Consider the following 25,609-nt stretch of genomic DNA (forward strand, 5'->3'; position numbering starts at 1 on the left):
CGTTGCTCCCGACCTGCGTTGATGCAGATGTCACCGTTCGCCGGACGCGGCTTGCCGCTGATGGGAACCACAGGCCTCGGTACCGCCCACTACAGTGGAGCCACGGTGCCGCGCTCACCAGGGTAGATCGGTGGAGCCGAGGACCGCCGACGCAGCAGTCAGGGAGTGCGAATGTTCGAAAGGTTCACCGACCGCGCGAGGCGGGTGGTTGTCCTTGCCCAAGAAGAGGCACGGATGCTCAACCACAACTACATCGGCACCGAGCACATCCTCCTGGGTCTGATCCACGAGGGTGAAGGTGTCGCCGCCAAGGCGCTCGAGTCGTTGGGGATTGCGCTGGAGGGCGTCCGCCAGCAGGTCGAAGAGATCATCGGCCAGGGCCAGCAGGCTCCGAGTGGACACATCCCCTTCACCCCCCGTGCGAAGAAGGTCCTGGAGCTCTCGCTGCGCGAGGCGCTTCAGCTCGGCCACAACTACATCGGCACCGAGCACATCCTGCTCGGCCTGATCCGCGAGGGCGAGGGCGTCGCCGCCCAGGTCCTCGTGAAGCTCGGCGCCGACCTCAACAGGGTGCGGCAGCAGGTGCTGCAGCTGCTGTCCGGTTACTCGACGGAGAAGGGCGCGTCGGAGTCGACCGGTCGCGGCGAGGGCACCCCGTCGTCGTCCCTGGTGCTGGACCAGTTCGGGCGCAACCTCACTGCCTCGGCGCGTGAGGGCAAGCTCGACCCGGTCATCGGGCGCACCAAGGAGATCGAGCGGGTCATGCAGGTGCTGTCCCGTCGCACCAAGAACAACCCGGTCCTCATCGGCGAGCCCGGCGTCGGCAAGACCGCCGTCGTCGAGGGCCTGGCGCAGATGGTCGTCAAGGGCGAGGTGCCCGAGACGCTCAAGGACAAGCAGCTCTACACGCTCGACCTCGGCTCGCTGGTCGCGGGCTCGCGCTACCGCGGTGACTTCGAAGAGCGCCTGAAGAAGGTCCTCAAGGAGATCCGCACGCGCGGCGACATCATCCTGTTCATCGACGAGATCCACACGCTCGTTGGTGCGGGTGCCGCCGAGGGCGCGATCGACGCGGCTTCCATCCTGAAGCCGATGCTCGCCCGCGGTGAGCTGCAGACGATCGGTGCCACCACGCTCGACGAGTACCGCAAGCACGTCGAGAAGGACCCCGCGCTGGAGCGCCGCTTCCAGCCGATCCAGGTGGGCGAGCCGTCGCTCGAGCACACCATCGAGATCCTCAAGGGCCTGCGCGACCGGTACGAGGCGCACCACCGCGTCTCGATCACCGACTCCGCGCTGGTCGCCGCAGCCACGCTGGCCGACCGGTACATCAACGACCGGTTCCTGCCGGACAAGGCGATCGACCTCATCGACGAGGCGGGCGCGCGCATGCGCATCCGCCGGATGACGGCGCCGCCGGACCTGCGCGAGTTCGACGAGAAGATCGCGGACGTGCGTCGCGACAAGGAGTCCGCGATCGACGCGCAGGACTTCGAGCGCGCGGCGAAGCTGCGTGACGCGGAGAAGCAGCTCCTGGGCCAGAAGGCCGAGCGGGAGAAGCAGTGGAAGGACGGTGACCTGGACGTCGTCGCTGAAGTCGACGACGAGCAGATCGCCGAGGTCCTCGCCAACTGGACCGGCATCCCGGTGTTCAAGCTCACCGAGGAGGAGACCACGCGTCTGCTCCGCATGGAGGACGAGCTGCACAAGCGGATCATCGGCCAGGTCGACGCGGTCAAGGCCGTGTCGCAGGCGATCCGCCGCACCCGCGCCGGCCTGAAGGACCCGAAGCGCCCCTCCGGCTCGTTCATCTTCGCCGGCCCGTCCGGTGTCGGTAAGACCGAGCTCTCGAAGGCGCTCGCGAACTTCCTGTTCGGCGAGGACGACGCGCTCATCCAGATCGACATGGGCGAGTTCCACGACCGCTACACGGCGTCGCGGCTCTTCGGTGCCCCTCCCGGTTACGTCGGCTACGAAGAGGGCGGCCAGCTCACCGAGAAGGTGCGCCGCAAGCCGTTCTCCGTCGTGCTCTTCGACGAGATCGAGAAGGCGCACAACGAGGTCTACAACACGCTGCTCCAGGTGCTGGAGGACGGCCGCCTGACCGACGGTCAGGGCCGGACGGTGGACTTCAAGAACACCGTCATCATCTTCACGTCGAACCTGGGCACGTCGGACATCAGCAAGGCCGTCGGCCTCGGCTTCACCTCGGGTCAGGACAGCGCGTCCAACTACGAGCGCATGAAGAACAAGGTCAACGACGAGCTGAAGAAGCACTTCCGCCCCGAGTTCCTCAACCGCATCGACGACATCATCGTCTTCCACCAGCTCACCCAGGACGAGATCATCAAGATGGTGGACCTGATGATCGCCCGCGTCGAGACGCAGCTGAAGAACAAGGACATGGCCCTCGAGCTGACCGACAGGGCCAAGGCCCTGCTGGCCAAGCGCGGCTTCGACCCGGTGCTGGGCGCCCGCCCGCTGCGCAGGACGATCCAGCGCGAGATCGAGGACACCCTGTCGGAGAAGATCCTGTTCGGCGAGATCCAGCCGGGCCAGATCATCATCACCGACGTCGAGGGCTGGGACGGCGAGTCCGAGCAGCACGACAAGGCGAAGTTCGTGTTCCGCGGCGAGGCCAAGCCGAACCGCGTGCCGGACGCCCCGCCCGTCGACCTCACCGCCTCCGCGGCCGCCGAGCAGCAGGACGCTCCGGCCACCGAGTCCGAGTGACGTAGACAGCACCAACGAGAACGGCCCCCAGGCTTCCGGCCTGGGGGCCGTTCTCGTACGCGTTGACGTGTGTCGCGCGGGTCACTCGGCCACATCGATTCGCCCGTTTCGCGGCGGACGCGAAACTCCACCTGCCACTATGGCGCCCGCTCCGCGCGATCCTGCGCAGGCGGGTGTCCCAGGAGGAGGTTCCAGTGCCGTCGGCCGCGTTCGAACAACTGGTGGCTCAGTTCGAGCAGTTCCAATCACGGATGCAGCGTGTCGATCAGCAGTTCGCCAACATCGGCGAGATGCAGCAACAGCTGGCCACGTTGGAAGCGGTGGCCACCTCGGCCGACCGCGCCGTAACGGTTGTGGCCGGCCCATCCGGCAGCATCAAGGCCATCAGGCTGACCGACCAGGCCATGCGCAGGCCTGCCCACGCCCTGGCCGCCGAGCTGATGTCCACGCTGCAGCAGGCCGTCGCCGAAGCCGCCCGCCGCCAGGCAGGCATCGTCGAAGGTGCGATCGGCGACGACATGAAGCTCTCCGACCAGGTCCTCGAAACCCAGTCGCAGCTCTTCGGCATGTCCAAAGAGGAACTCAGCGCCATCAGGTCCGACGAGACCGCACCCACCCCGCCGCAGTCCCCCCAACGCCCGCCGATGCCGCCTGCGCCGCCGATGCCCCAGCCCGGCCTTCAGCAGGCCCGCTCGTCGGCATCACCGCGCACGCCCGCTCCCGAGCCGCACGACGACTTCTCCGACCAGAACATCATGCGTGCCAACGCCTGGAACGACAGGTCGCCGCAGCCTCCCGCCGGCCCGCCCAAGCAGGACGGCAAGTTCCTGAACCTCTACGACGACGAGGACGGCCGGTGAGCGGGTTCAGCGTCAGCCCGGAGGAGCTGCGGGCGTACGCGGACAAGCTCCAGGGGCACCGCGGGTTCGCGGGACAGGTCACGGGCCTCGTCGACAAGTCCGACGTCGGTGACAAGTCGTGGGGTGTCGTCGGGATCTTTGTGAAGCAGCAGTACACGGAGATGCTGAACGACCTCAAGGACACGCTCACCGCGATGACGGACGGACTGGACTCCGGTGTGGAGAAGTTCCGCGACACCGCCAAGGGCTACGCGGACCAGGAAGAGGCCCTGAAGAAGCTCCTCGACGGCATCCAGGTCGACAGGGGGTAGGGCCATGGCGGAGCAGGAGTACACCGCCGGCGCCGGCGACACGCAGGTCAAGATCACGGTCGGAGAGAAGACCCTCGGGCAGAAGGCGGAGGAGAACGCCCCGATCTGGGGGAACTTCGTCAAGGCCAAGGAAGCCGCGGGGAAGACCGGCGACACCGGTGGCGTGGCCGGGCTGACCTCCGAGGGCAGCGCCCTGGTCACCTCCGTCGTCGAGTTCGGTCAGGGCATGGTGCTCGACCCGATCGGCTGGCTGGTCGGTCAGGGGCTCAACTTCCTGATCAGCGTGGTGCAGCCGCTCGAGGACGCGATCCACTTCGTCAGCGGTGACGGGCCCGCGCTGCAGCAGGCGGGGGAGAACTTCGGCGCGATCGCGCAGGGCATCTCCGACCTGAGCACCAGGTTCACCGAAGACCTGCAGAGCACCGTGACGGCCTGGAACGGCGGCGCCTCGGAAGCGGCCGCGACGAAGCTGGGCGAGTTCGCCAACGGCATCGACGGCGTCGCGGGCCAGGCGGGGGAGCTCGCCGAGCTGCTGATGATGTCGTCGATGGTCATGCAGATCATCGAGGACGTCATCAAGGCGATCCTCACCGAGCTGATCACGTGGTTGATCATGATCTGGATTCCGGCGCTCGCCGCCGCGATCCCGAGCTGCGGTGCGTCGACGGCGGCCGCGGGCGCTGCCACCGGTGTGCGGGTCGCGTCGACCGCGAGCCGGGTCTCGCGCATCGTCGCGAAGCTCCGCCAATTGCTCACCAAGATCATGGACTTCCTGCGGAACCTGGCGGCCAAGGCGAAGAACCTCGGCACCGGTTTCCGCAAGGCGATGGCGGACAAGAAGGTCCGCAGCCAGGAAGCGACCGACGCCCTCAAGGGCATGAACAACTGGCAGAAGTTCAGGAGCAACCCCGTCACCAGGCTCAACAGCCACGACGGCATGGTCGGCGAGCGGATGCACAACGGCTTCGGCAGGTCGATGGGCGAGGCGATCCGCAACGAGGCGCTGGCCCAGGGCAACCCGCTCCACGAGAAGGGCGCTCGCAACCAGTCGCTCTGGCAACAGGGCGCGGAGTCGCGCGACACCGGCACCGATCACTCGAAGCAGCGCATCGAAGGGTTTCTGGACATCTGATCATGGACCTCCTGCTGAAGATCTGGAACGAGTACGTCCTCACCCCGTACGTCCTGATCTGGCTCGCCTGCGCGATCGCGTTCCTGGTCGTGCGGCGCTTGCTCCAGTTCCGCAGCCACGGGAAGGCACGCGACGCGAAGATCGCCGCGCTGACCCCGTTGGCGCAGCGACTCGGCGGCAGGGTGCTCGGCCCCGGCGAGGCGTCGATGTGGACGGCGGAGCTCCGCAAGCCGTTCGTGAACGAGTTCGCCGTCGCGCTGCGGTCGAAGCCGCAGTTCGACCTCTCGCTGGACTTCCAGCGCGGCCCCTGGCACGTCAGGGTGACCGACGTGTCGATCCGCTACGACACGCGCGGCTACGGCGTGAACTGGAGGCACGAGCACCGCGTCGAGATCGCCACTGCTCGCCTCGCCCCGCTGAAGGTCACGCGGCCGAACAAGTACAGCGTCAACACCGGACAGCCCTTGTCTCCCGGTGTGCTGGAGTCCGAGTGGAAGCTGATCGGCGGCCAGAAGCCGGAGACGGCGAAGCAGCTCGGGGCGCAGTGGCTGCCGGTGCCGTTGCTGCCGCCGATGGACCAGGAGTTCTCGGCGTACAGCACCGATCCCGGCGCCGCGGCGCGCGAACTGAACTTCGACGCGCTGCACTGGCTCATCGACCGCGAGGAGGACCTGCCCGGCTGGGCCGGGAGGATGACGCTCACCTTCGAGTCGGGAGTCGCCTACCTGGTGGGGTACCAGCCCCTCCAGCCCGAGGAACTGGTGGTCGTGGTCGACACGATCTGCGGGCTGCTCGACCGGATGCCTGGAGTGCGGCCCAGGCACCCAGCGGCGGCCGCCTGAGTCAGCGCGGTGTGACGGCGTAGCCCGCCAGCACGATGTCCTCCAACTCCGGGTCGCCCTCCTCCCACGGGCCCTCGTAGCTGAAGCCGAACAGCTCGTGCAGGGCCGCCTCGGCCAGCTCGAGCGGGTGGAAGCGGAACGGGTAGTCGTCGCCGGGGTCGAGGGAGGCGAGGAACTCCTCGTCGCCGGCGAGGAACTCCTCCTCGAACGGCAGGGGAGTGCCGATGTCGGCGATCACGCTGCTGTCGGGGGAGAGGCTGTACGCGCGGCGCAGGGTGCCGTCCGGCTCCCAGATGGCGTAGGAGAAGAAGTCGACCACGCTGTGCATCGCGTGCAGGTAGAGGGTGCGGCCTGCCGCCTCGGTGACGAAGTGGGCGGGCAGGTCCTCCCACCCGTCGCCCGCCGCGTCCCAGGTGCAGATGATGGACAGGCCCGGGAAGACGGCCGCGTAGACCTTTCCCTCCGGCGGGTTGGCGTGGTGGAGGTTGCCGTCCTCGATCGGGTGAATGTCGTGGGACGGGTACAGGCGGCGCACGAAGGCCTCGGTGGCCTCCCTGTCGAGCTTCGGTGATCCTCTCAGGACCTTGCTGACGTCGTCCGATGCGTAGAAGAGCATCCAGTCCTTGGCGCCCACGGCGGCCCCCTCCGGTCGGTTGGGTTCAGTGTGGCGGAGGGGTCTGACAGTTTTCGGCGGGCAACGGGAGTGGACCTCCGGCCGTCCTTGTGGGTGTGAAGACCACACCGGAGACCGACGCGCGCTCGGGCACACTGCACGACGTGGTCACCACCGAGGTGAAGCCGCGCAAGAGCGGGTTCGCCACGTTCCTGCTGTTCCTGTGCGCGCTGGCGTTCGTCACGGCGGCCCTGGTCCGGCTGCTCGGCATCGACGGCACGCGGTACATGATCGCGGCGACCTCGCTGACCCCGTACATCACCGTTCTCGGGCTGCTCGTCGGGTTGTTCGCCCTGTTCCGCCGCAGGTGGGTCACCGGGCTGACGATGACGCTGGTGGCGGTGGTGCTCGTCGCCAACGTGGCGCCGCGGGCGTTCTCCGACGCGCGGCCCAATGGGGTCGGGCAGCAGGTCAGGCTGATGACCTCGAACCTGCTCGTCGGCATCGCGGACGCCGAGGCGATCGTCCGGGAGGTCAAGGCGCGGCGCGTCGACATCCTCGCGATGCAGGAGCTGACGCCCGACATGGTGGCCGACCTCGAACGCGCCGGCCTGAACCAGGTGCTGCCCAACCGGGTCTTCCTTGACGAACCGGGTGGCTCGGGCAGCGGCATCGCCTCCAGGTTCCCGCTCACGCAGCGGAATCTGACGCCACCCGGGACGTTGCAGCAGGCAGGGGCGCTCGTGGACCTGCCGGGCAAGGACATCGAGGTCGTCTCGGTGCACCCGCTGCCGCCGGTCGTCGACGCCGGGCCCGAGGCGTGGCAGCGCGAGCTCGCCGGGCTGCCCGCGCCCGACTCGACCGGTGCGATCAGGGTGCTCGCGGGCGACTTCAACGCCACGCTCGACCACGTCGGCCTCACGCGGCTGCTCAACAAGGGCTACGTGGACGCCGCCGACCAGGTCGGCAAGGGGCTGATCCACACGTGGCCCGCGAACAGCGGCTTCTGGCCCCCGCCGGTCACCATCGACCACGTGCTGGTCGACTCGAAGATCGTCGTGGACACGGTGGACGTGTTCGACGTGCCCGGCAGCGACCACCGGGCCGTCGTCACGCAGTTCGTCGTGCCAAGGCCGTGAGGGCTTCCAGCGCGCCCACGGGCAGCGACACGCCACGGCCGTGGCGCACGGCCGGTTCGCGGGTGTTGATGCGGATCAGCGCACCCGAAGCCGCGCTCGCCAGCTCCGCCTGACGTCGCACGGTCGGCACGGCGGTGCCGGCCCCGATCTCGACCACGGCGAGCTTCCGGTGCTCGCGACGCCACTCCGTCAGCGCGTCCAGCTGCCGCTGGCTGCGGTGCGGCACCCAGCCCCAGTCGCCGAACATCAGGATGTTGGGCCGCGCCAGACCGCCGCACTGCGGACACGAAGGCAGCTCGCCGACGGCCCGCATGGTCGAAGGATCGACCTCGACGTCGAACGTGCACTCCCAGATCTCGTCGGTGCACGGCTCCACGCACTGGGCGTGGTGGATCGACCCGTGGACCTCGGCGACGTCCGCGAAACCGGCCTTCTGGAACTGACCGTCCACATTGGACGTGAAGACCCGCGCACCCCACGACCGCAGCACGGCGAAACCCTTGTGCGGCACCGTCGCGCGGTAGAGCGCCAATCGGTGGCCGTAGAAGCCCCACGCCAGTGCGGGGTCGTCGGCGAAGTGGACCGGGTCCGCGATCTCCTCGAACTTCAGCCCGAGCCGCTCGTAGGGCGGGTACGCCCGCCAGAAGCCCTCGGTGCCGCGGAAGTCGGGGAGCCCCGAGTCGACCCCCATGCCGGCACCGGCGCAGACGAGAACGGCGTCCGCGCCGGCGATCAGCTCGGCGGCTCTGTCGTAGTCCTGCTCGATCACTGCTTGGGCTTGCTGCCCAGCACGACCTCGAACTCCAGCAGGTCGGCACCCGAGGACACGGGCCGTGCGCGCTCACCGGAGTGCGCGGCCGCACCGGCCTGACCGTCGCGCCACGCCACGAAGGCCTCGTCGGTCTCCCAGTGCGTGACGACGAAGTAGCGGTCCTCACCCGCGACCGGGCGCAGGAGCTCGAAGCCGAGGAAGCCGGGCTGGTCGTCGACCGCGCCCAGGCGGGCGGCGAACCGCTTCTCGAGCTCGGGGCCGTTGCCCTCGGGGACCTTGATCGCGTTGATCTTCACGACTGCCATGGCACCCACACTAGCGACGAACACCGGCAGGCAGCAGGTACTGGTCGTCGGGGATGCCCGAGTCCCGGAACCACGCCTTGAAGAACGCGTCCAGGGGCTGCCCCGAGGCCTTCTTGAAGTGCTCCTCGAACTGCGGCCACGTGGCGTTGCCGTCGCGGTGCTCGGAGACCCACGACTGCAACCCCTTGAAGAACACGTCGTCACCGACCTGCTTGCGCAGCGCGTGCACACCCAGGATGCCCTTGTCGTAGACGCCCCGGAACTCGTTGCCCTGGCCCATGTCGTAGAGCTTCGGCGCCCAGAACGACGACCGCTCGCGCCGCTGTTCGACCTGGTCGCGGTAGCGCTGGTCGAGGTCGGTGCCCTCCTTCTCGAGCCACAGCCACTGCGAGTAGGACGCGAGGCACTCGTTCAGGCAGATGTCCGCCCAGTTCGTGATCGACACCGAGTCGCCGAACCACATGTGGGCGTTCTCGTGCACGAGCGTCTCCAGGTCGGCCCACGCCGCGTAGATCGGCCGGGTCTGGGTCTCCAGCGAGAACCCGATCTGGTCGGCCACCCAGATGCCGCCGGCAGCACGCTGCGGGTACGGCCCGAACCTCGTCTCCAGGTGGGCGAGGACCTCCGGCATCTGCGACTGGATCGGCCTCTTCGACGCGGACGTGCCGGGCGCGTACGCGTCGAGCACAGGGGTGCCGTTGGGCAGCGTGGAACGCACGATCTCGAACTTGTCGATGGCCACGGTGGCGACGTAGGTGGCGAGAGGCGTCTCCTCGGACCAGTTGAACGTCGTCCAGCCACCGTCGCGCGTCACCGGGCCCTCGAGGCCGTTCGAGACGGCCGTCCAGCCGTCGGGGACGCGGGCCGCGAGCTTCAGCGCCGCCTTGTCGCGCGGGGTGTCGTTGGCCGGGAACCACGTCGTCGCGGAGTGGGGCTGACCTGCGGCGAACGCCCCGCCGGTGGACGAGACCTGCCAGCCGCTGCGGCCCAGCGAGGCGTCGTTGATCGTCGTCGGCTTGCCGCCGTAGGTGACCTTGGTGGTGAACGGCTTGCCCTTGGCGAGCGGGGCGCTGGGCGTGATCACCAGCTCGTGGTCGCCCTCCTGCGCGAACTTCGCCGGCTGGTCGCCGACCTTCACCTCGCTGACCTTCAGCGCCTCCAGGTCGAGGTTGAAGCGCGAGAGGTCCTGGGTGGCGGTCGCGGTGATGGTGGCGACGCCGTCGAGCTGCTGGGACTGCGGCTCGTAGGTGATGGCCAGGTCGTAGAGCGTGACGTCGTAGCCGCTGTTGCCGTCGGTCGGGTAGTACGCGTCGCCCGCGCCCGCACCGGCCTCCACCGCGGCCTGCGGTGACGTCTCCTGTGCCTGCTGCCCGGGGTCGTTGCTCGGCGTTCTGAACACGACGAGCAGACCTGCGACGAGCACGATCAACACCAGGGCGATCAGGTACGGGCGGGCCTTCATGCGTTAATCATCCCTGTGTCGGTCGTGGAGTTCGGCGGAACGGGTCAAGGCGTGCTGCTCCTGCACGGCCTGATGAGCAGGGCCACCGCCTGGTGGCCGGTCGCGCAGTGGCTCACGCCCTTCGGTCGCGTGGTCGGGATCGACCAGCGCGGGCACGGCAGGAACCCGCGGCGGGGGCCGTTCCGCACCGAGGACTTCGTCGCCGACGCCGCCGAGGCGATCGAGGAGCTCGGCCTCGGGCCGGCCGTGGTGATCGGGCACTCGATGGGCGGGCTGCACGCGTGGTGTCTCGCGGCGACCCGTCCGGACCTGGTGCGCGCGATTGTGGTCGAGGACTTCGCCCCGGACAACTCCGGTCGCACGGTCGACGAGTGGAGGTGGCTCTTCGACGCCTGGCCGGTGCCGTTCCAGTCGCTCGGACACATCCGGGCGTACTTCGGTTCGCCGCTGTTCGCGGAGTACTTCGAGGAACGCGAGGACGGCTGGCACCTGATCGCGTCGATGGACGACCTGTACGAGATCGCCGGCCACTGGGGCACGCGGTCGTACTGGGACTTCATCGACGCGGTGCGGTGCCCGTCGCTCGTGATCGAGGCGGGTAGAGGTGGCCAGCTACCAGGGCAGATGGCCGAAGCGGCACGACGTTCCCGCGGTCAGTACCTCTACGTCGAGGAGGCCGGTCATGTCGTGCACGACAGCGCGCCTTGGGTCTACCGGGGCGCCGTCGAGGCCTTCTTGAGCACGTCGATCTCGCCGGTCTGAGTGTCGACGATCGACACCTCGCGGACCTTCGCGCGGATCGGCTCGACCGGGAAGACGGCGGCGAACGCGGCCTTCATCGCCTCGTCGTCGAGGCCGTGCGCGAGGGTGCAGTGGGGGACCCAGTTGCCCGGCAGGTAGTAGGCGCTCGGGTTCTTGACCTTGCTCGCCAGGACGTCGTGGATCGCCGAGTGGACGGCGAGGAGTTCGGCGTCGACCACCGCGCCGAGCATCAGCACGTTGTCCGTGGTGGAGAACGTGCCGAGGGTGTGCAGCCACAGGTCCGGCATCCACAGCCGTTCCAGGTCCTCGCGCAGCTCCTTGCGCACCTTGGGTCCGATGGTGGTGGCTGCGGCGTAGGTCAGGTGAGGCTTGCGGGGCGTGTGGGATTGTTCAACACCCAGGTTGTTCAACAATCCGACGATCCTGCGTTCCGCCTCGGGGTCGAAGAAGGCAACGAGGGCGTGCATCAGGCCGTTCCCTTGTTGGATTGTTGAACGATCCTTCGATCGGGCAGTGGGAAGAGGCCGTCGTGGGATTGTTGATCGATCCCTCGATCGGGCGGCGGGGAGAGGGCGTCGTGGGGCTGTTGAACAATCCCTTCGGCCGGCAGGCGGGAGAGCCCGTCGTCGGATTGTTGAACAATTCTGTCGCTCGGCAGCGGAGCGAGCGACGAGCGGGCTGCAGTCGGCACCGGACTTGCAGTCGGTTCGGGGGAGGCTGGCGCCCTGCCGTCGTTGGATTGTTGAACAATCCCTTCACCTGGCAAGTGGAAGAGCCCGTCGTCGGATTGTTCAACAAGTCCATCGCTCAACAAGGACACCAGGCACTTCTCGCGCTGGGTCACGTCGTTCCACACGACGTCGAGCTGCACCTTGGGCACCGGGCCGGGAGCGCCCCGCAGCACGTCCAGCAGCTTGCCGCGCACCTGGCGGTCGGTGCCGGCGAACTTCTGCACCTTCTTCTCGGGCCCCGCATAAGCCGGCCGACCGTTCAGCTGCCAAGCGCACTCGGCGAACAACGGGCAGTCGGCGCACTTCTGGTTCTTCGCCGTGCAGATCAACGCCCCGAGCTCCATCAACGCCGCCGAGAACACGGCGGCGTCGTGCTGGTCTTCGGGGAGGATCGCCTCGACGTCCCGCAGATCGCGCTTGGTGGACGGCGGCCCGGCGTCACCGGCACCGTGCACAGCGCGCGCGACGACGCGACGGACGTTCGTGTCGACGACAGCGCACTTCTGCCCATACGCGAACGTGGCCACCGCACGAGCCGTGTAGCTGCCGATGCCGGGCAAAGACTCCAGCGTCTCGACGTCCGACGGCACCACGTCACCGTGGTCGCGGGCGATGACGGTCGCGGCCTCGTGCAGTCGCATGGCGCGGCGGGGGTAGCCGAGCTTGCCCCACATCCGCAGCACCTCGCCCTGCGAGGACGCGGCCATCGCGGACGGCACGGGCCAGCGCGCCAGCCACTCGTGCCAGATCGGCTCCACGCGGGAGACGGGCGTCTGCTGCAGCATGATCTCGCTGATCAGCACACCCCAGGCGGTGCAGTCGGGACGGCGCCACGGCAGGTCGCGGGCGGCGGTGTCCCACCAGCCCAACAGCAACTCGTGATTCATCGCCCGCCATTGTCGCGCAACGAAAAGGCCCCCCGAAGGGGGCCCTCGAAGCACAGGTGCGGTCAGGCGGCCGCGGTCTCCGCCGCGTGGACCTCGCGCAGCTCACCGGTGTGCACGTCGTAGACGAACCCGCGGATCTTGTCGGTGTGCGGGATGAACGGGCTGCGCCGCAGCCGCGCCATCGACCCGCGCACGCTCTGCTCGACGACCTTGAACGCCTCGACGGCCCAGGTCGGGCGCAGGCCGGTGTCGGCCTCGAGCTCGTCCTTGAAGTCGTCCTCGGTGACCATCTCGAGGCCGCAGTTCGTGTGGTGCACGAGCAGGACCTCGCGCGTGCCGAGCTTGCGCTGGCTCAGCGCGAGAGAACGGATGGCGTCGTCGGTGACGACCCCTCCCGCGTTGCGCAGCACGTGCGCCTCACCCTGCTTCAAACCGAAGATCTCGAACACCCGGATGCGCGAGTCCATGCAGGTCAGAATGGCTACCTGCAGGGACGGCTTCGCGGACGAACGGTCTCCTGGAACCACGTTCCCGAGCTCGTAGTTCCGCTTGAGCAGTTCGTCGATCGCGGTCATGTGACACACCTCCATGGCCTACCGGCGGACCCCGCGTCGATTGGAACCGGAGTTAGCGCACGTTCACAAGGGGTTTCCGCTCAATATCACGTTCAACCGATCGAGCGATGCTCGCCTAAGCCTGGATCCGCGCTGGTCCGGTTACGTTCGGGCCGTGATCGAGCCCACAGGTCCGCTGCCGTCCACGGTGTACTGGCGCCGCCGCCTCGCCGCGATCGGGGCAGCGCTGGTCACACTGCTGTTGATCATCTGGATCGTCGGGATGTTCTCCTCCGACGGCGAGGCCTCCCAGCCCACGAACGCGGCCGCGGCGTCGTCCTCGAACCCGCCGCCGAGCATGTCCGAGAGCGCCGCGGCCTCCTCGTCGTCCACGACTCCGCCGCCCTCACCGACGTCGGAGGCACCCCCGCCGCCGCCTCCCGGCCCGCCGCAGCCGTGCCCGGACGACGTCATCGGCGTCACGGCGAAGGCGAACAAGCCCTTCTACACCCTCGGTGACCAGCCGGAACTGTCCATGGACATCACGAACACCGGTCCGGTGCCGTGCATCAGGGACATCGGGCGGCAGCACCGCGAGCTGAACGTGCTGACCGCGGACGGCGCGACGGTGCTGTGGTCGAGCAACCACTGCCTGAACGCGGTGGGCACGGAGACCCGCGTGCTGCAGCCGAAGGAGACGTTCAACTACGGCACGAAGTGGGCGGGGTCGACCTCGAAGGAGGGATGCGGGGCCCACACGCGGGTGGGCGCCGGCGACTACCTGCTGGTGGCGAAGCTGGCCGGGAAGGCCAGCTCACCCGTGGTGTTCAGGCTGGAGAACTAGGTGGCGTGAGGCGCGCGGGCCTCACCGCCCGAACGCCGGCCTCACCGCCCGAACGCCGGCCTCACCGCCCGAACGCCGGCCTCACGGACCGAACCAGCGCTCCTCGACACCGCCGCGCGGCCCCGCCGACGTCTTGCCGATGATCAGCTCCGTCGCGAGGTTCACCGACCGCGGCCGCGACCGCTCGTTCGCGTCGAGCAGCAGCTTGCCGGCCGCCCGGCCCTTCTCGAGCACCGGCTGCCGCACGGTCGTGAGCCCCGCCTCCTCGCCGGCGCGGATGCCGTCGAAGCCGGTCACGGTGATGTCGTGCGGCACGCGCAGGCCGCGCCGGGCCGCCTCGGTCATGGCGCCGAGCGCCAGCACGTCGGAGGTGCAGATCAGGGCGGTGACCTGCGGGTCGCGGTCCAGCACCTGGGCGGCGCCCGACGCGCCGGAGGCCATGTTGTGGTCGAAGCGCTCGACGACCGGCACCTGCGACCAGTCGACGCCCGCCTCGCTGAACGCCTCGGCGAGGCCCGACAGGCGGTTGCGCTGCACGTGGAAGTGCGCGGCGTGCTGGCGGTCCGGGGTCACGAAGCCGTCGTTGCGGTCACGCGCCAGGCGCATGCACACGACGCCGATCCTTCGATGTCCCAGGCCGATGAGGTGCCGCGCGAGCTCGTACATGGCGCCTCGGTCGTCGATGCCAACGCGGTCCACGGTGCCGAGGTCCGGCTGGTCGCAGACGACGGTGGGCACCGGGCGCTCCAGCACGGCGGCGAGGTGCGGGTCGTCGTCCGGCACCGAGTAGACGACGAAGCCGTCGACGCCCGCGCGGTGCACGGAGGCGACGTCCTCGCGCTCGGGGTTCGCGGGCACCAACAGCAGGCCGGTCCCGGCGTCCTCGCACGCCAGCGCGAGGCCCTCCAGGAACCCGATAGCGGCCGGGTCGCGGAACGCGTAGGACAGGTTCTCGGTGAGCAGCAGGCCCACCGCACCGGCCTTGCGCGTGCGCAACGAACGCGCCACAGGATCCGGGCCGGGATAACCCAGCCTTCGGGCCGTGTCCAACACCCGCCGACGCAGCTCGGGGGAGAGCTGGTCGGGCCGGTTGTACGCGTTGGACACCGTTGTCCGGGAAACGCCCAGCTCAGCGGCCAGAGAGGCCAACGTTGCCGGACGTCGCACATGCATCGACCGCGCCATGAAAGGACCGTAACGGTTCAGAACCAATTCGTGAAGTCAGGGTGACCTGCGTCCCTCAAATGACGCATCCGCGCTGGTTGACCCATCTGCCCCGTCAAGAATTTGGTCCAGACCAATTAGGTGAAAGGGTCATCTCATTTCGGAGGGGCAGACGATTCCCTCACGACGAGCCGCGGGCGGAAGACGCGCGTGTAGTTGTCGGTGCTCTGCCTGCGGCGATCCGGGTCGAGCCGCAGCACGAGCTCGTCGATCGCGGCCGCCGCCATCTCCTCGATCGGCTGCGCGAGCGTCGTCAAAGCGGGCGACGAGTAGGCGGCCAGCGGGATGTCGTCGAACCCGACGACCGAGAGCTCGTCCGGTACCGAGATCCCTCGTTGGTGTGCCTCGCGCATGACGCCGAGCGCCATGTGGTCGGACGAGCAGATCACCGCCGTCGGCGTCACGGTGTCGAGCAGCTGCGCCACGGCCTGGCCGCCGCCCTCCGCGCTGAACGGCGCGTGCGCCACGTACTCCGACCCCGCCGGCAGGTGGTCCTCCTCGAGAGCGGCGGCCCAGCCGGCGCGCTTGAGCCGGGACGGCAACGACCGCGCCGGGCCCGACACGAACCCGATCCGCTCGTGGCCCAGCTCGATCAGGTGCCGGGTGGCCATGTAGCCCGCGAGCTGCTCGTCCACCGTCACGTCGGGCACGTCCAACGCGGGCGTGGCGCCGTTGAGGAACACCATGTGCACGCCGTCGGCGAGGAGCTTCGCGTAGTAGCTCGGGCGCGGCGCCTGGCCGAGCGGCACCTCGACGTTGGTGATCTCCGGCGACACGAACACCATGCCCTCGACGCCGCGGGCCAGGAGCATCCGGACGTACTCCTCCTCGCCCATCGGCGCGCCGCTACGGGTGTTGCACAGCAGCGACGAGTAGCCCAGGCGGGCGGCCCGCGTCTCCAGCGCCTCGGCGAACGCGGGGAAGACCGGGTTCGAGAGCTCCGGCACGAGCAGGCCGATCACGCCGGTGCGTTGCAGCGCACCGAGGCCGCGCGGGGTGTACGGCATCTCCGCGAGGACCGACAGCACGCGCTGCCGGGTCTCCTCGTTCACACCTGCGCGCCTGTTGAGAACACGGCTGACGGTCGAGATGGACACCCCGGCTGCCCTGGCGATCTCGGACAGTCCGGACACGTTGCCTCCCAGCTCAGATCGGGTTCGGCGCAAGCCTGCCGCGTTCGGAAAAATTTTGCAACGAGGGTTTGCAAGACAGGGCCGTTACGGCTTGGTTACGGTCGACGTCTTGACCTGACCATGGTTCTGGTAGTGAAATCGCCCGCAACATTCTCGCAAAACCTTGCAAGACCCTCGTCTCAGTTCGAGACCGAGGCCCCAGCTGGAGGGAACGGCAGCAACGATGCGACGGACAACCCTCGTGACCGCCATGGCGACGGGTGTCGCCCTCGTGCTCACCGCCTGCGGAAGCGGTGGATCGAGCAGCAACAGCGGATCCGACTCGGGCGAGGTGACCTTCTGGGACACCAGTGGCCCCAACGAGAGCCCGGTCTTCAAGAAGATCGCGGAAGGCTGTGCCACCAAGGACGGCTACAAGGTCAAGGTCGAGACGCAGGCCTTCGACGGCGCTCTCAACAACTACAAGACCGCGGCCCAGGGTGGCCAGGGCCCCGACGTCTTCCGCTCCGAGGTCGCGTGGGTGCCCCAGCTCGCGAAGCTGGGCTACGTCGCCGACCTGTCGGACACCGACCTCGCGAAGGACACGTCCGACTTCCTGGAGGCCCCGCTCGGCTCCACGAAGTACGAGGGCAAGACCTACGCGGTGCCGCAGGTGACCGACTCGCTCGCGTTGCTCTACAACAAGAAGAAGCTCGCCGACGCCGGCGTCGAGCCGCCGAAGACGTGGGACGAGCTCAAGGCCGCGGCCGCGAAGCTGGGCGGCGAGAAGGCGTTCTTCCTCAACAACGACGCGTACTACGCGCTGCCGTTCATCTACGGCGAGGGCGGCGACCTGGTCGACGCCTCCGCCAAGAAGATCGTCGTGAACTCCGCGCAGAACGTGAAGGCGCTGGAGACCGCGAAGAGCCTGCTCGACGGCAAGGCCGCCACCACGGCGCTCGACGCGACGAACTCGTACTCGAACATGCAGGCCGCGTTCTCGTCCGGTGACGCCGCGATGGTCGTCAACGGTCCGTGGGCCGTCGCCGACTACCTCAAGGGCGCCGCGTTCAGCGACCCGGCGAACCTCGGCATCGCCCCGGTCCCCGGCCCGTCCGCGGGCAAGGGCAGCGCGCCGGTCGGTGGCCACGACTACGTCGTCCGCCAGGGCACCAAGGCGAAGCAGTCGTCCATCAAGTTCATCACCTGCATGGCGTCGGTCGAGTCGCAGGCGACCATCGCCAAGGAGCTGGGCCTGCTGCCGACCCGCAAGTCGGCCTACCAGAACGCCGACGTCAAGGCCAACGCCGTCGTCGCCGCGTTCGAGCCGGTCACCAAGGTCGCGCACGAGCGCCCGTGGATCCCGGAGGGCGGCGAGCTGTTCGACCCGCTGAAGGTGGGCTACGCCGACTTCCTGGCCGGCAAGAAGGACGCCAAGACCGCTCTGGACGACGTCGCGAAGGCGTACAAGGAGAAGGTCGTCACCGAGTACTCGATCGGCTGATCGTGTTGAACGGCCGGGGTTTCACGACCCCGGCCGTTCGCCGGAAGGGGAGTCTCGGTGCGTCGGTTCCTGGACAGGTACTGGTACGCGTATGCGATGGTGCTGCCGGTCGTGGTGGTCATCGCGGTGTTGGTGCTCTACCCGCTCGCACAGGGCGTGTTCTTCACCTTCACGAACATCAACGAAGGCAACATCGCGAACCCGATCCTCGAGCGGCCGGCGAGCTATGACGTCGTGGGGTTCAAGAACTACGTCAACGTGCTGTCCGGCGGTGAGTCGTTCGGCGACTTCTGGAGCACGCTGGTCCGCACGCTGATTTGGACGTTCTCGTGCGTGTTGCTGCACTACACCATCGGTCTCGGCCTCGCGATGCTGCTCAACCGGCAGGTGAAGGGCCGCACGCTGTACCGCGTGATGCTGATCCTGCCGTGGGCCGTGCCCGCGTTCATCAGCGCGTTCGCGTGGAAGTACATGTTCAACGCGCAGTACGGGATCATCAACCAGCTCCTGCGCTCCGTGGGACTGCCGGACCCGGTGTGGCTCGGCCAGTCGAACTGGGCGCTGGTGTCGGTGATCATCGTGAACACGTGGCTGGGCGTGCCGTTCATGATGGTGGCCCTGCTCGGTGGCCTGCAGTCGATCCCGGGTGACCTCTACGAGGCGGCCGAGGTGGACGGTGCCACGCCGTGGCAGCGGTTCCGCCACGTCACGCTGCCGGGCCTGCGCTCGGTGTCGTCGACGGTGGTGCTGCTGGGCATCATCTGGACGTTCAACATGTTCCCGGTCATCTACCTGATCGCCGGTCCCAACCCGAACGCCAGGATCCTGGTCACCTACGCGTTCGAACGCTTCTTCTCCGGCGCGTCCCGCGACTACGCCATCGCGTCGACGTACGGCGTGCTGATCCTTTCGGTGTTGTTGGTGTTCGCCACGATCTACCGGCGGGCGCTGCGCAAGCAGGGCGAGGTGTGGTGACGTGACGCTCGACGCTTCGTCTCTGAAGATGGTGCAGGCGGGCGGTGCCCGGCTGCGCAGGTCCGACCGGTCCAAGGGAGCCTCGATCGCGTTGCACGCCACGCTGATCGTCGCGTCGGTCATCGCGGTGTTCCCGGTCTTCTGGGTGTTCGTCACGTCCCTCAAGCCGGACGCGCGCGCGGTCGAGCCGACCCCGAAGCTGTTCAACGAGTCCTCTTTGGACAACTACACCCGCGTGCTGTCGGGCGAGAAGGGCGACTTCCTCGCCTGGTTCGGCAACTCCGTGCTGATCGCGCTGATGACCACCGTCATCGGCGTGTTCATCTCGGCCACCGCCGGGTACGCGGCCTCGCGGTTCCGGTTCCCCGGCAAACGCGGCCTGATGATGTCGTTCCTGCTGGTGCAGATGTTCCCGTTCGCGGTGCTGATCGTGCCGCTGTACAACATCCTGATCGCGCTGGGCCTCAACGGCACGTCCATCGGGCTGGTCCTGGTCTACTGCACGACCGCGGTGCCGTTCTGCACCTACATGTTGAAGGGCTACTTCGACACCGTGCCCAACGACATCGACGAGGCCGGCCGCGTGGACGGGCTGTCTCCGTTCGGCGTGTTCTGGCGGCTGATCATGCCGCTGGCCAAGCCGGGTCTCGCGGTCACGGCCTTCTACGCGTTCCTCACGGCGTGGGGTGAGGTGGCGTTCGCGTCCGCCTTCCTGTCCGCGGCGGACGAGTCGAAGACGCTGGCCGTCGGGCTGCAGGTGTTCGTGCAGCAGAACAGGACGGAGTGGGGGCACCTCGCCGCCGCCTCGATCCTGGTGGCGATCCCGGCGGTCATCGTGTTCTACCTGGTGCAGCGGTTCCTGGTGCAGGGTCTCGCGTCCGGCGCCGTGAAGGGCTGACGGCTCAGGCAGGAGGCGGCCGCAGGGCCGCCTCCAGTTCTGCCCTGTGCGTCGTGACCCACGCGTGCGCTTCCCGCACGGATCGGGCGGCGCCCGACTCGCGCAGCCGCACGAGCGCCGGGTCGGTCTCGATGCCGTGCGCGCACCGGTCCTGCCACCACAGGATCGTCGCCACGACCTGGCTGCGGTCCTCCAGCCCGTACGCGTCGCAGATCGTGCGAAGCCGTTCCGCCGCCACCGCGGGATCGTCGAGGTCGACGTACTGCCAGCACACGTGCGCCACGTCGTGGACGCGCCGGCCCGGTGCGGCCAGGTCCCAGTCCAGGAACGCGACCGGCACGCGGTCGCGGTAGACCGTGTTCCTGGGCGAGAGGTCGTTGTGGCACACCACCTCCTGGTCCCCGGCCAGCTCGGTGCCCGCGGTCAGGTCGTGGAACTCCCGCACGAGCCGGGCCACCCCGGCCAGCCCGTCGCTGGAGCGCGACGGCACCACACCGTCCAGGAACGTCAGCACCTCCCGGCCCCGCTCGTCCACGCCGAGGAACCGCGGCGCGCCCGGCCACCCGCGCTGTGCGAAGTGGAGCAGTAGGCGGTGGACGAACCCGGAGCGGTCGCTCATCTGTCTGCGCACCGTGTCCCCGGCCCGGACCACGTGGTTGACGAAGCCTCCTGACAGCGCCTGTTCGTCCATGCCCGTGAACGTAAGCGCTTACGTCGTCCCTTCGCGAAACGTAAGCGCTTTCGTCTGTTCACGTAAGCGCTTGCAACGCATAACGTCGCGCCCAGACAAGGGTGAAAGGTGCGTCACATGGCAGAGGTGTCCTACGTCAAGGCGTCACGCGTGTTCTCCGGCAACCCGCCGGTTCGCGCGGTCGACGAGCTCTCCCTCGAGGTGAGCGACGGCGAGTTCCTGGTGCTGGTCGGGCCGTCCGGTTCCGGCAAGTCGACCGCGCTGCGCATGCTCGCGGGCCTCGAGGACATCGACGAGGGCGCCATCCACATCGGTGGCAAGGACGTCACCAACGTGCCGCCGAAGGGCCGGGACATCGCGATGGTGTTCCAGTCCTACGCGCTCTACCCGCACATGACCGTCGCGGAGAACATGGGCTTCGCGCTCAAGCTGCGCGGTGTGTCGAAGGCCGAGATCAAGGCGAAGGTCGAAGAGGCCGCCAAGATGCTCGACCTCACCAAGTACCTGGAGCGCAAGCCGAAGGCGCTCTCCGGTGGTCAGCGCCAGCGCGTCGCCATGGGCCGCGCCATCGTGCGCGAGCCCTCCGTGTTCCTCATGGACGAGCCGCTGTCCAACCTGGACGCCAAGCTGCGCGTCGAGACGCGTGCGAACATCGCCGCGCTCCAGCAGCGCCTTGGCACCACCACGATCTACGTCACGCACGACCAGGTCGAGGCCATGACGATGGGCCACCGGGTCGCGGTGCTCAAGGACGGCCTGCTGCAGCAGTGCGACACGCCTCGCGCGCTGTACGACCGCCCGGCCAACGCGTTCGTCGCGGGCTTCATCGGCTCGCCGGCGATGAACCTCAAGACCGTGCCGATCACGTCGGAGGGCGCGAAGCTCGACGGCGTCGTCGTGCCGCTGTCGCGTGACGCGATCGCCGCCGCCGGTGGTCTGGACGAGGTCACCTTCGGCATCCGCCCCGAGGCGCTCGGCATCGTGCCGTCGACCGAGGAGGGCATGGACATGACCGTCGAGCTCGTCGAGGAGCTCGGTGCCGACGCGCTCGTGCACGGTGCCGTGAAGATCGGTGAGGGCTCGCAGCGCTTCGTCGTCCGCGTCGACGGCCGCACGCCCCCGACCCTGGGCCAGCACGTCAAGGTCGCCGTCCGCGACCACAGCGAGATCCACCTGTTCCACCCCGAATCGGGCGAGCGCCTGGAGGCGTGAGTCACAGACCGAAAAGCCCCCGGCGTGACCGCCGGGGGCTTTTTCGTGTCGTAAACTGAACTCGACAACGGTTTCCATTACCTGATCGAGGGACGGCGTGATGACTCTCCGCAACGCTCTGGTCGGCACTCTCGCCGTCGTTAGCCTGGCTGCCTGCGGCACCTCCACGCCGTCTTCCGACAGCGGCAAGATCCAGGTCGTCGCCTCGACCAACGTCTGGGGCAGCGTGATCAAGGCCGTCGGCGGCGACGAGGTCGAGGTCAAGGCGCTGCTGGACGACCCCGGCGCCGACCCGCACTCCTACGAGAGCAAGCCCGCGGACGCGGCGCTGGTCAAGGACGCCAAGCTGGTCGTCTTCAACGGCGGCGGCTACGACGACTTCTTCGCCAAGCTGATCACAAGCGACGCCACGAAGAAGATCGAGGCGTTCCCGCTGGCCGACAACCACGCCGAGCCGCAGACCGGCGCGCCCGAGACCGACGAGCACGGTCACGACCACAGCGTGAACGAGCACGTCTGGTACGACCTGCACACCGTCCAGGCGGTGGCGGAGGCCGCGGCGAACGAGCTCGGCGCCCTCGCGCCGGAGAAGAAGACGACGTTCGAGAAGAACACCGCCGACTTCTCGGCCAAGCTCGAGGAGCTCGAGAAGAAGATCGCCGGCGCAGGCCAGGGCAAGAAGGTCGTCGCGACCGAGCCCATCGCGCACTACCTGGTCGAGGAGTCCGGCGCGCAGGACGTCACGCCCGAGGCGTTCAGCAAGGCGATCGAGGAGGAGTCGGACGTGCCGGCCGCCGCTCTCGCCGAGATGAACCAGCTGGTGGAGTCCAAGCAGGTCAACGCCCTGATCAACAACACCCAGACCGAGAACCAGGTCACGAAGGGCATCGTGGAGAAGGCCGGCACGGCGGGCATCGCGGTCGTCGCGGTCACCGAGACGCTGCCCGAGGGCGTGACCGGCTACCTTGACTGGATGAGCAAGCAGGTGGACGCGCTGGCGCAGGCGCTCAAGGCATGACCGCGATCTCGCTGCGCGGGGCACGGCTGTCCTACGGGGACAGAGTGCTGTGGGACGGGCTCGACCTCGACGTCGAGCCCGGTGAGTTCCTGGCGGTGCTGGGGCCGAACGGCTCCGGCAAGACCAGCCTGATGCGCGTGCTGCTGGGTCTGCAGCCGCTGTCCGCGGGCACGGTGTCGATCGCCGGCGGCAACCACGCCATCGGGTACGTCCCGCAGCAGCGAGCGCTCGACCAGTCCATGACGTTGCGCGGCCGCGACCTCGTGGGGCTGGGGCTGGACGGCCACTCGTGGGGCTTCGGGCTGCGGGGCCGCCGGGAGCGCCGGATCCGGGTCGACGCGGCCATCGAGTCGGTCGGCGGCACCCGGTATGCGGACGAGCCGATCGGCCTGCTGTCGGGTGGTGAACAGCAACGGCTGCGCGTCGCCCAGGCCCTGGTCGGCGATCCGTCCGTGCTGCTGTGCGACGAACCCCTGCTCTCGCTCGACCTCGCGAACCAGCGGGTCGTCTCCGAGTTGATCGACAAGCGGCGCCGCGAGGCCGACACCGCCGTCCTGTTCGTCACGCACGAGCTGAACCCGGTGCTGCCGCTGGTCGACCGGGTCCTGTACCTCGTCGGCGGGCGGTTCCGGATCGGGACGCCGGAAGAGGTCATGAACTCCCGCACGCTGTCCGAGCTGTACCGGACGCCGGTCGAGGTCGTGCGGGTGCGCGACCAGATCCTGGTGGTCGGCGCCGGCGCCTGCGAGGAGCAGACGCACCACCTGTCGGCGGAGGCCGCGTCGTGAGCTTCGTCGACCTGCTCGAACTCGACTTCGTGCAGACCGCGCTGATCGCGGCCGCCGTGCTCGGCCTGGTCGCCGGCGTGCTCGGGCCGCTCGTGGTGACCCGCAGGATGGCCTTCGCGGTGCACGGGACCAGTGAACTCGCCTTCACCGGTGGCGCGGCGGCGTTGCTGCTCGGCATCGGCATCGGCTACGGCGCGCTGGCCGGGTCGATCATCGCCGCGGTGCTGCTCGGCGTGCTGTCGCGCAAGGAGAGCGACCGGGACTCGGTGATCGGCGCGATCCTCGCGTTCGGACTCGGCCTGGGCATCCTGATGCTCGCGCTCTACAAAGGACGGGCCAGCAACAAGTTCGGCCTGCTCACCGGCCAGATCGTCGGCGTCGACTCGACGGACCTGAACCTGCTGGTGGTCTCGTCGGTCGTGGTGCTCGTCGTGCTGGCCTTCATCTACCGGCCGTTGTTCTTCGCCTCGGTCGACCCGGACGTCGCCGTGTCGCGCGGGGTTCCGGTGCGCACGCTGTCGATCGTGTTCGCGGTGCTGGTCGGCATCGCGACGGCGCTGTCCGTCCAGGTCGTCGGCGCGTTGCTGGTGCTGGCGCTGATGATCACGCCCGCGGCCGCCGCGATGCGCGTCACCGCGTCGCCGGTGCGGGCGACGGTCCTGTCCGTCGTCTTCGCCGAGGTGGCGGCGGTCGGCGGGATCTTGTTGTCGCTGCAACCCGGGTTGCCGGTTTCCGCTCTGGTGACCGCGGTGAGCTTCGTGATCTACCTGGTGTGCCGCGGGGTCGGTGCAGTTCGGCGTCGCGCCACGGCCTGACGGCTCCGCTGTCAGGCCGTGCGCGAGGAGATCGGCTTCGTCACGTCGTCCTGCCGCGGCGCCGGCATCAGGCGCGGCGGGATGTCCAGGCCCGCCACGCGGACCTGGTTGCGGCCGTTCTCCTTGGCCTTGTACAGCGCCGCGTCCGCCGAGTGCTGGGCCGTCGCCATGTCGGGGCCGTTGTCGGGGATGACGGCCACGCCGATGGACGCCGAGATCGCCTGCAGCGACTCGCCTTCCGGCTCGGGCGGCTGGATCTCGCGGCCGTACAGGGTCACCACGTTGCGGTGCTTGTCGGTGGTGGGGACCGCCAGGGAGCCGATGGCCTCGCGGATGCGTTCGGCGATGGTCACGCCCTGGGCGACCGGGGTGTCCTTCAGGGCGACCACGAACTCCTCGCCGCCGTCTCGGCCCGCCACGTCGCCCGGGCGAAGCTTTTCGCGCAGGATTCGGCCGACCTCGGCGAGGACGGCGTTGCCTGCCGGGTGGCCCCAGGTGTCGTTGATGCGCTTGAAGTGGTCCAGGTCGATGACGAGGACGGTCATCGGTTCGCCGTCCAGGCGGCAGCGTTCCGCCAGGCGGCCCGCGTACTCGGCCAGGCCGTTCGTGTTGAGCAGGCCCGTTCGGTAGTCGGTGTGGGCGTCGGCCGCCAGGCGTTGGTGGAGTTGTTCCTGCTCGCGCAGCAGACGCTCCAGGTGCGTCCGCCTCTCACCCGCTCGGGAGAGCAGGGCGTTGACGAGGATCACCGGCACGGCCAGCAGCAGGGGGCCCACCCAGTGGGACGTCATCAGCATGCCGAGCATGGCGCCTGCGCCGAGGGTGCTCATCTCGAGCATGTTGTCGACTTTGGAGCCGAGGAAGTCGAGGACCTTCGAGTTCGGGGTCACGATCTTGAAGGCGGCGGCGACGGTCATGACCTGGACGAACCAGTAGACGACCGCTGCTATGGCGAGGATCAGGACGAGGCTGAGGTCCGTCGGGATGTTGCCGGTGGCGGCCAGGGAGACGCCGGACAGGTGCACCAGGGCCCACGACAGGAGTGTCGAGGCGAGCATCGAGGCCGTGCCGAAGACGAAGCGGTAGGGCTGGCGGCGGGCGATCGGCTGGATCAGGATCCTCATCCAGATCGTGGCGATCACGGCCAGGCCGCCGGGCAGTGCCACGGCCGCTGCGAAGGTCCAGACCGAGGTCAGGTCGATGTGGGGGCCTGACGCCTCGTTGCGGCGGGCTTCTTCCGCTCTGCGCACGATGGTCAGGTGGATCGTGATGGCGGCGATGAGGGCGCCGAAGCGGAGCCAGTCCGTGGTGGAGACGGCGGTGAGCTTCGTCAGGAGCCAGATGGACGCCACGGCCACGGCTGCTTCGAGCACGAAGAAGTAAGCGATCGCAGTAGGCGCAACGGTCCAAAGGTCCCAGTTGCGAATC

Annotated in this window: 25 protein-coding genes and 1 pseudogene; 15 read left to right on the forward strand and 11 right to left on the reverse strand. The window is 68.6% G+C overall.

The window, feature by feature from the left end; genetic code table 11:
• The first annotated feature begins 171 nt into the window (after positions 1–171).
• The 5 genes from BMY74_RS01765 to BMY74_RS01785 all read left to right on the forward strand — a co-directional run bounded on the left by BMY74_RS01765 (position 172) and on the right by BMY74_RS01785 (position 5,878).
• The gene (locus BMY74_RS01765; RefSeq protein WP_089908336.1) at positions 172–2,733 is read left to right on the forward strand and encodes an ATP-dependent Clp protease ATP-binding subunit; all 2,562 of its coding nucleotides are present in this window, start codon (positions 172–174) and stop codon (positions 2,731–2,733) included.
• Between the two features lie 194 nt (positions 2,734–2,927).
• On the forward strand, positions 2,928–3,593 hold the full coding sequence (locus BMY74_RS01770) for a YbaB/EbfC family nucleoid-associated protein (protein ID WP_245785833.1): 666 nt from the start codon (positions 2,928–2,930) through the stop codon (positions 3,591–3,593).
• Positions 3,590–3,904, forward strand: coding sequence for an ESX-1 secretion-associated protein (locus BMY74_RS01775; protein WP_089908340.1), 315 nt, complete (start codon positions 3,590–3,592; stop codon positions 3,902–3,904). The genes BMY74_RS01770 and BMY74_RS01775 overlap by 4 nt, the downstream gene beginning before the upstream one ends.
• Before the next feature lie 4 nt (positions 3,905–3,908).
• Complete coding sequence (locus tag BMY74_RS01780; RefSeq protein WP_089908344.1) at positions 3,909–5,036, forward strand: WXG100 family type VII secretion target; 1,128 nt, start codon at positions 3,909–3,911, stop codon at positions 5,034–5,036.
• A gap of 2 nt (positions 5,037–5,038) precedes the next feature.
• Positions 5,039–5,878, forward strand: coding sequence for a hypothetical protein (locus BMY74_RS01785; protein ID WP_089908347.1), 840 nt, complete (start codon positions 5,039–5,041; stop codon positions 5,876–5,878).
• Position 5,879: 1 nt separating this feature from the next.
• Here BMY74_RS01785 and BMY74_RS44750 read toward each other — a convergent pair whose 3' ends face one another.
• Entirely contained in the window at positions 5,880–6,512 is a 633-nt protein-coding gene (locus BMY74_RS44750) for a DUF6928 family protein (protein WP_089908350.1), read from the reverse strand.
• A 95-nt stretch (positions 6,513–6,607) separates the two neighbouring features.
• On the opposite strand from BMY74_RS44750, the gene BMY74_RS01795 reads away from it, so the two are divergent.
• Positions 6,608–7,630 carry an endonuclease/exonuclease/phosphatase family protein gene (locus tag BMY74_RS01795; RefSeq protein ID WP_245785834.1) on the forward strand — a complete coding sequence of 341 codons (1,023 nt, stop codon included), beginning with the start codon at positions 6,608–6,610 and terminating at the stop codon, positions 7,628–7,630.
• On the opposite strand, the gene BMY74_RS01800 is transcribed toward BMY74_RS01795, so the two are convergent.
• The 3 genes from BMY74_RS01800 to BMY74_RS01810 are packed head-to-tail and all read right to left on the reverse strand — an operon-like array spanning position 7,602 to position 10,169.
• Positions 7,602–8,396 carry an SIR2 family NAD-dependent protein deacylase gene (locus BMY74_RS01800; RefSeq protein WP_089910283.1) on the reverse strand — a complete coding sequence of 265 codons (795 nt, stop codon included), beginning with the start codon at positions 8,394–8,396 and terminating at the stop codon, positions 7,602–7,604. The two genes, BMY74_RS01795 and BMY74_RS01800, sit on opposite strands and share 29 nt — an antisense overlap.
• Positions 8,396–8,707, reverse strand: a complete 312-nt coding sequence (locus BMY74_RS01805; RefSeq protein ID WP_089910289.1) for an antibiotic biosynthesis monooxygenase family protein — start codon at positions 8,705–8,707, stop codon at positions 8,396–8,398. Before BMY74_RS01805 ends, BMY74_RS01800 begins: the two co-directional genes overlap by 1 nt.
• Positions 8,708–8,717: 10 nt before the next feature.
• A complete protein-coding gene (locus tag BMY74_RS01810; protein WP_089908353.1) occupies positions 8,718–10,169 on the reverse strand; it encodes a M1 family metallopeptidase in 1,452 nt (483 codons plus the stop codon).
• Positions 10,170–10,184: 15 nt separating this feature from the next.
• Here BMY74_RS01810 and BMY74_RS01815 point away from each other — a divergent pair, with 15 nt between their 5' ends.
• Positions 10,185–10,931, forward strand: coding sequence for an alpha/beta fold hydrolase (locus BMY74_RS01815; RefSeq protein ID WP_177229529.1), 747 nt, complete (start codon positions 10,185–10,187; stop codon positions 10,929–10,931).
• Here BMY74_RS01815 and BMY74_RS01820 read toward each other — a convergent pair.
• The 3 genes and pseudogenes from BMY74_RS01820 to BMY74_RS01830 all read right to left on the reverse strand — a co-directional run bounded on the left by BMY74_RS01820 (position 10,880) and on the right by BMY74_RS01830 (position 13,124).
• The gene (locus BMY74_RS01820) at positions 10,880–11,398 is read right to left on the reverse strand and encodes a 2'-5' RNA ligase family protein (RefSeq protein ID WP_089908359.1); all 519 of its coding nucleotides are present in this window, start codon (positions 11,396–11,398) and stop codon (positions 10,880–10,882) included. The genes BMY74_RS01815 and BMY74_RS01820 overlap by 52 nt on opposite strands.
• Before the next feature lie 287 nt (positions 11,399–11,685).
• Positions 11,686–12,549, reverse strand: a pseudogene (locus tag BMY74_RS01825) (HhH-GPD family protein); the annotation flags it as partial.
• A 62-nt stretch (positions 12,550–12,611) separates the two neighbouring features.
• Positions 12,612–13,124 carry a beta-class carbonic anhydrase gene (locus tag BMY74_RS01830; RefSeq protein WP_089908365.1) on the reverse strand — a complete coding sequence of 171 codons (513 nt, stop codon included), beginning with the start codon at positions 13,122–13,124 and terminating at the stop codon, positions 12,612–12,614.
• 154 nt (positions 13,125–13,278) lie between these two features.
• On the opposite strand from BMY74_RS01830, the gene BMY74_RS44755 reads away from it, so the two are divergent.
• Entirely contained in the window at positions 13,279–13,947 is a 669-nt protein-coding gene (locus BMY74_RS44755; RefSeq protein ID WP_089908368.1) for a hypothetical protein, read from the forward strand.
• 81 nt (positions 13,948–14,028) lie between these two features.
• Here BMY74_RS44755 and BMY74_RS01840 read toward each other — a convergent pair whose 3' ends face one another.
• Positions 14,029–15,132 carry a LacI family DNA-binding transcriptional regulator gene (locus tag BMY74_RS01840; RefSeq protein WP_089908371.1) on the reverse strand — a complete coding sequence of 368 codons (1,104 nt, stop codon included), beginning with the start codon at positions 15,130–15,132 and terminating at the stop codon, positions 14,029–14,031.
• A gap of 134 nt (positions 15,133–15,266) precedes the next feature.
• Positions 15,267–16,304, reverse strand: coding sequence for a LacI family DNA-binding transcriptional regulator (locus tag BMY74_RS01845; protein ID WP_089908373.1), 1,038 nt, complete (start codon positions 16,302–16,304; stop codon positions 15,267–15,269).
• Between the two features lie 223 nt (positions 16,305–16,527).
• On the opposite strand from BMY74_RS01845, the gene BMY74_RS01850 reads away from it, so the two are divergent.
• From BMY74_RS01850 to BMY74_RS01860, 3 genes are read left to right on the forward strand one after another with little or no spacing between them, the layout of a single operon-like run.
• The gene (locus tag BMY74_RS01850; RefSeq protein ID WP_089908376.1) at positions 16,528–17,787 is read left to right on the forward strand and encodes an extracellular solute-binding protein; all 1,260 of its coding nucleotides are present in this window, start codon (positions 16,528–16,530) and stop codon (positions 17,785–17,787) included.
• Positions 17,788–17,844: 57 nt separating this feature from the next.
• Complete coding sequence (locus BMY74_RS01855; RefSeq protein ID WP_371927443.1) at positions 17,845–18,762, forward strand: carbohydrate ABC transporter permease; 918 nt, start codon at positions 17,845–17,847, stop codon at positions 18,760–18,762.
• A 28-nt stretch (positions 18,763–18,790) separates the two neighbouring features.
• Positions 18,791–19,660 carry a sugar ABC transporter permease gene (locus tag BMY74_RS01860; RefSeq protein ID WP_177229575.1) on the forward strand — a complete coding sequence of 290 codons (870 nt, stop codon included), beginning with the start codon at positions 18,791–18,793 and terminating at the stop codon, positions 19,658–19,660.
• Positions 19,661–19,664: 4 nt separating this feature from the next.
• On the opposite strand, the gene BMY74_RS01865 is transcribed toward BMY74_RS01860, so the two are convergent.
• Entirely contained in the window at positions 19,665–20,351 is a 687-nt protein-coding gene (locus tag BMY74_RS01865) for a phosphotransferase family protein (RefSeq protein WP_089908385.1), read from the reverse strand.
• Between the two features lie 117 nt (positions 20,352–20,468).
• Here BMY74_RS01865 and BMY74_RS01870 point away from each other — a divergent pair, with 117 nt between their 5' ends.
• The 4 genes from BMY74_RS01870 (at position 20,469) to BMY74_RS01885 (ending at position 24,184) form a co-directional block, all read left to right on the forward strand.
• A complete protein-coding gene (locus tag BMY74_RS01870; protein ID WP_089908388.1) occupies positions 20,469–21,563 on the forward strand; it encodes an ABC transporter ATP-binding protein in 1,095 nt (364 codons plus the stop codon).
• A 100-nt stretch (positions 21,564–21,663) separates the two neighbouring features.
• Entirely contained in the window at positions 21,664–22,581 is a 918-nt protein-coding gene (locus tag BMY74_RS01875) for a metal ABC transporter solute-binding protein, Zn/Mn family (RefSeq protein ID WP_089908392.1), read from the forward strand.
• On the forward strand, positions 22,578–23,369 hold the full coding sequence (locus tag BMY74_RS01880; RefSeq protein WP_089908395.1) for a metal ABC transporter ATP-binding protein: 792 nt from the start codon (positions 22,578–22,580) through the stop codon (positions 23,367–23,369). Before BMY74_RS01875 ends, BMY74_RS01880 begins: the two co-directional genes overlap by 4 nt.
• Entirely contained in the window at positions 23,366–24,184 is an 819-nt protein-coding gene (locus BMY74_RS01885) for a metal ABC transporter permease (protein WP_089908398.1), read from the forward strand. The genes BMY74_RS01880 and BMY74_RS01885 overlap by 4 nt, the downstream gene beginning before the upstream one ends.
• An 11-nt stretch (positions 24,185–24,195) precedes the next feature.
• Here the strand turns inward: BMY74_RS01885 and BMY74_RS01890 are convergent, their stop codons facing one another.
• Positions 24,196–25,554 (reverse strand): GGDEF domain-containing protein, encoded by a 1,359-nt coding sequence (locus tag BMY74_RS01890; protein WP_245785835.1) that lies wholly within the window; start codon positions 25,552–25,554, stop codon positions 24,196–24,198.
• Between the last annotated feature and the right edge of the window lie 55 nt (positions 25,555–25,609).

The sequence above is a fragment of the Lentzea albida genome, from assembly GCF_900111005.1.
GTDB lineage: Bacteria > Actinomycetota > Actinomycetes > Mycobacteriales > Pseudonocardiaceae > Lentzea > Lentzea albida.

Excerpts from the sequence above, each read along its gene's own strand:
- BMY74_RS01780 (WP_089908344.1), top strand. The coding sequence starts at position 3,909 with ATGGCGGAGCAGGAGTACACCGCCGGCGCCGGCGACACGCAGGTCAAG.
- BMY74_RS01785 (WP_089908347.1), top strand. The coding sequence starts at position 5,039 with ATGGACCTCCTGCTGAAGATCTGGAACGAGTACGTCCTCACCCCGTAC.
- BMY74_RS01820 (WP_089908359.1), bottom strand. The coding sequence starts at position 11,398 with ATGCACGCCCTCGTTGCCTTCTTCGACCCCGAGGCGGAACGCAGGATC.
- BMY74_RS01840 (WP_089908371.1), bottom strand. The coding sequence starts at position 15,132 with ATGGCGCGGTCGATGCATGTGCGACGTCCGGCAACGTTGGCCTCTCTG.
- BMY74_RS01810 (WP_089908353.1), bottom strand. The coding sequence starts at position 10,169 with ATGAAGGCCCGCCCGTACCTGATCGCCCTGGTGTTGATCGTGCTCGTC.
- BMY74_RS01860 (WP_177229575.1), top strand. The coding sequence starts at position 18,791 with ATGGTGCAGGCGGGCGGTGCCCGGCTGCGCAGGTCCGACCGGTCCAAG.
- BMY74_RS01875 (WP_089908392.1), top strand. The coding sequence starts at position 21,664 with ATGACTCTCCGCAACGCTCTGGTCGGCACTCTCGCCGTCGTTAGCCTG.
- BMY74_RS01865 (WP_089908385.1), bottom strand. The coding sequence starts at position 20,351 with ATGGACGAACAGGCGCTGTCAGGAGGCTTCGTCAACCACGTGGTCCGG.
- BMY74_RS01850 (WP_089908376.1), top strand. The coding sequence starts at position 16,528 with ATGCGACGGACAACCCTCGTGACCGCCATGGCGACGGGTGTCGCCCTC.
- BMY74_RS01880 (WP_089908395.1), top strand. The coding sequence starts at position 22,578 with ATGACCGCGATCTCGCTGCGCGGGGCACGGCTGTCCTACGGGGACAGA.
- BMY74_RS01870 (WP_089908388.1), top strand. The coding sequence starts at position 20,469 with ATGGCAGAGGTGTCCTACGTCAAGGCGTCACGCGTGTTCTCCGGCAAC.
- BMY74_RS01805 (WP_089910289.1), bottom strand. The coding sequence starts at position 8,707 with ATGGCAGTCGTGAAGATCAACGCGATCAAGGTCCCCGAGGGCAACGGC.
- BMY74_RS01830 (WP_089908365.1), bottom strand. The coding sequence starts at position 13,124 with ATGACCGCGATCGACGAACTGCTCAAGCGGAACTACGAGCTCGGGAAC.
- BMY74_RS01765 (WP_089908336.1), top strand. The coding sequence starts at position 172 with ATGTTCGAAAGGTTCACCGACCGCGCGAGGCGGGTGGTTGTCCTTGCC.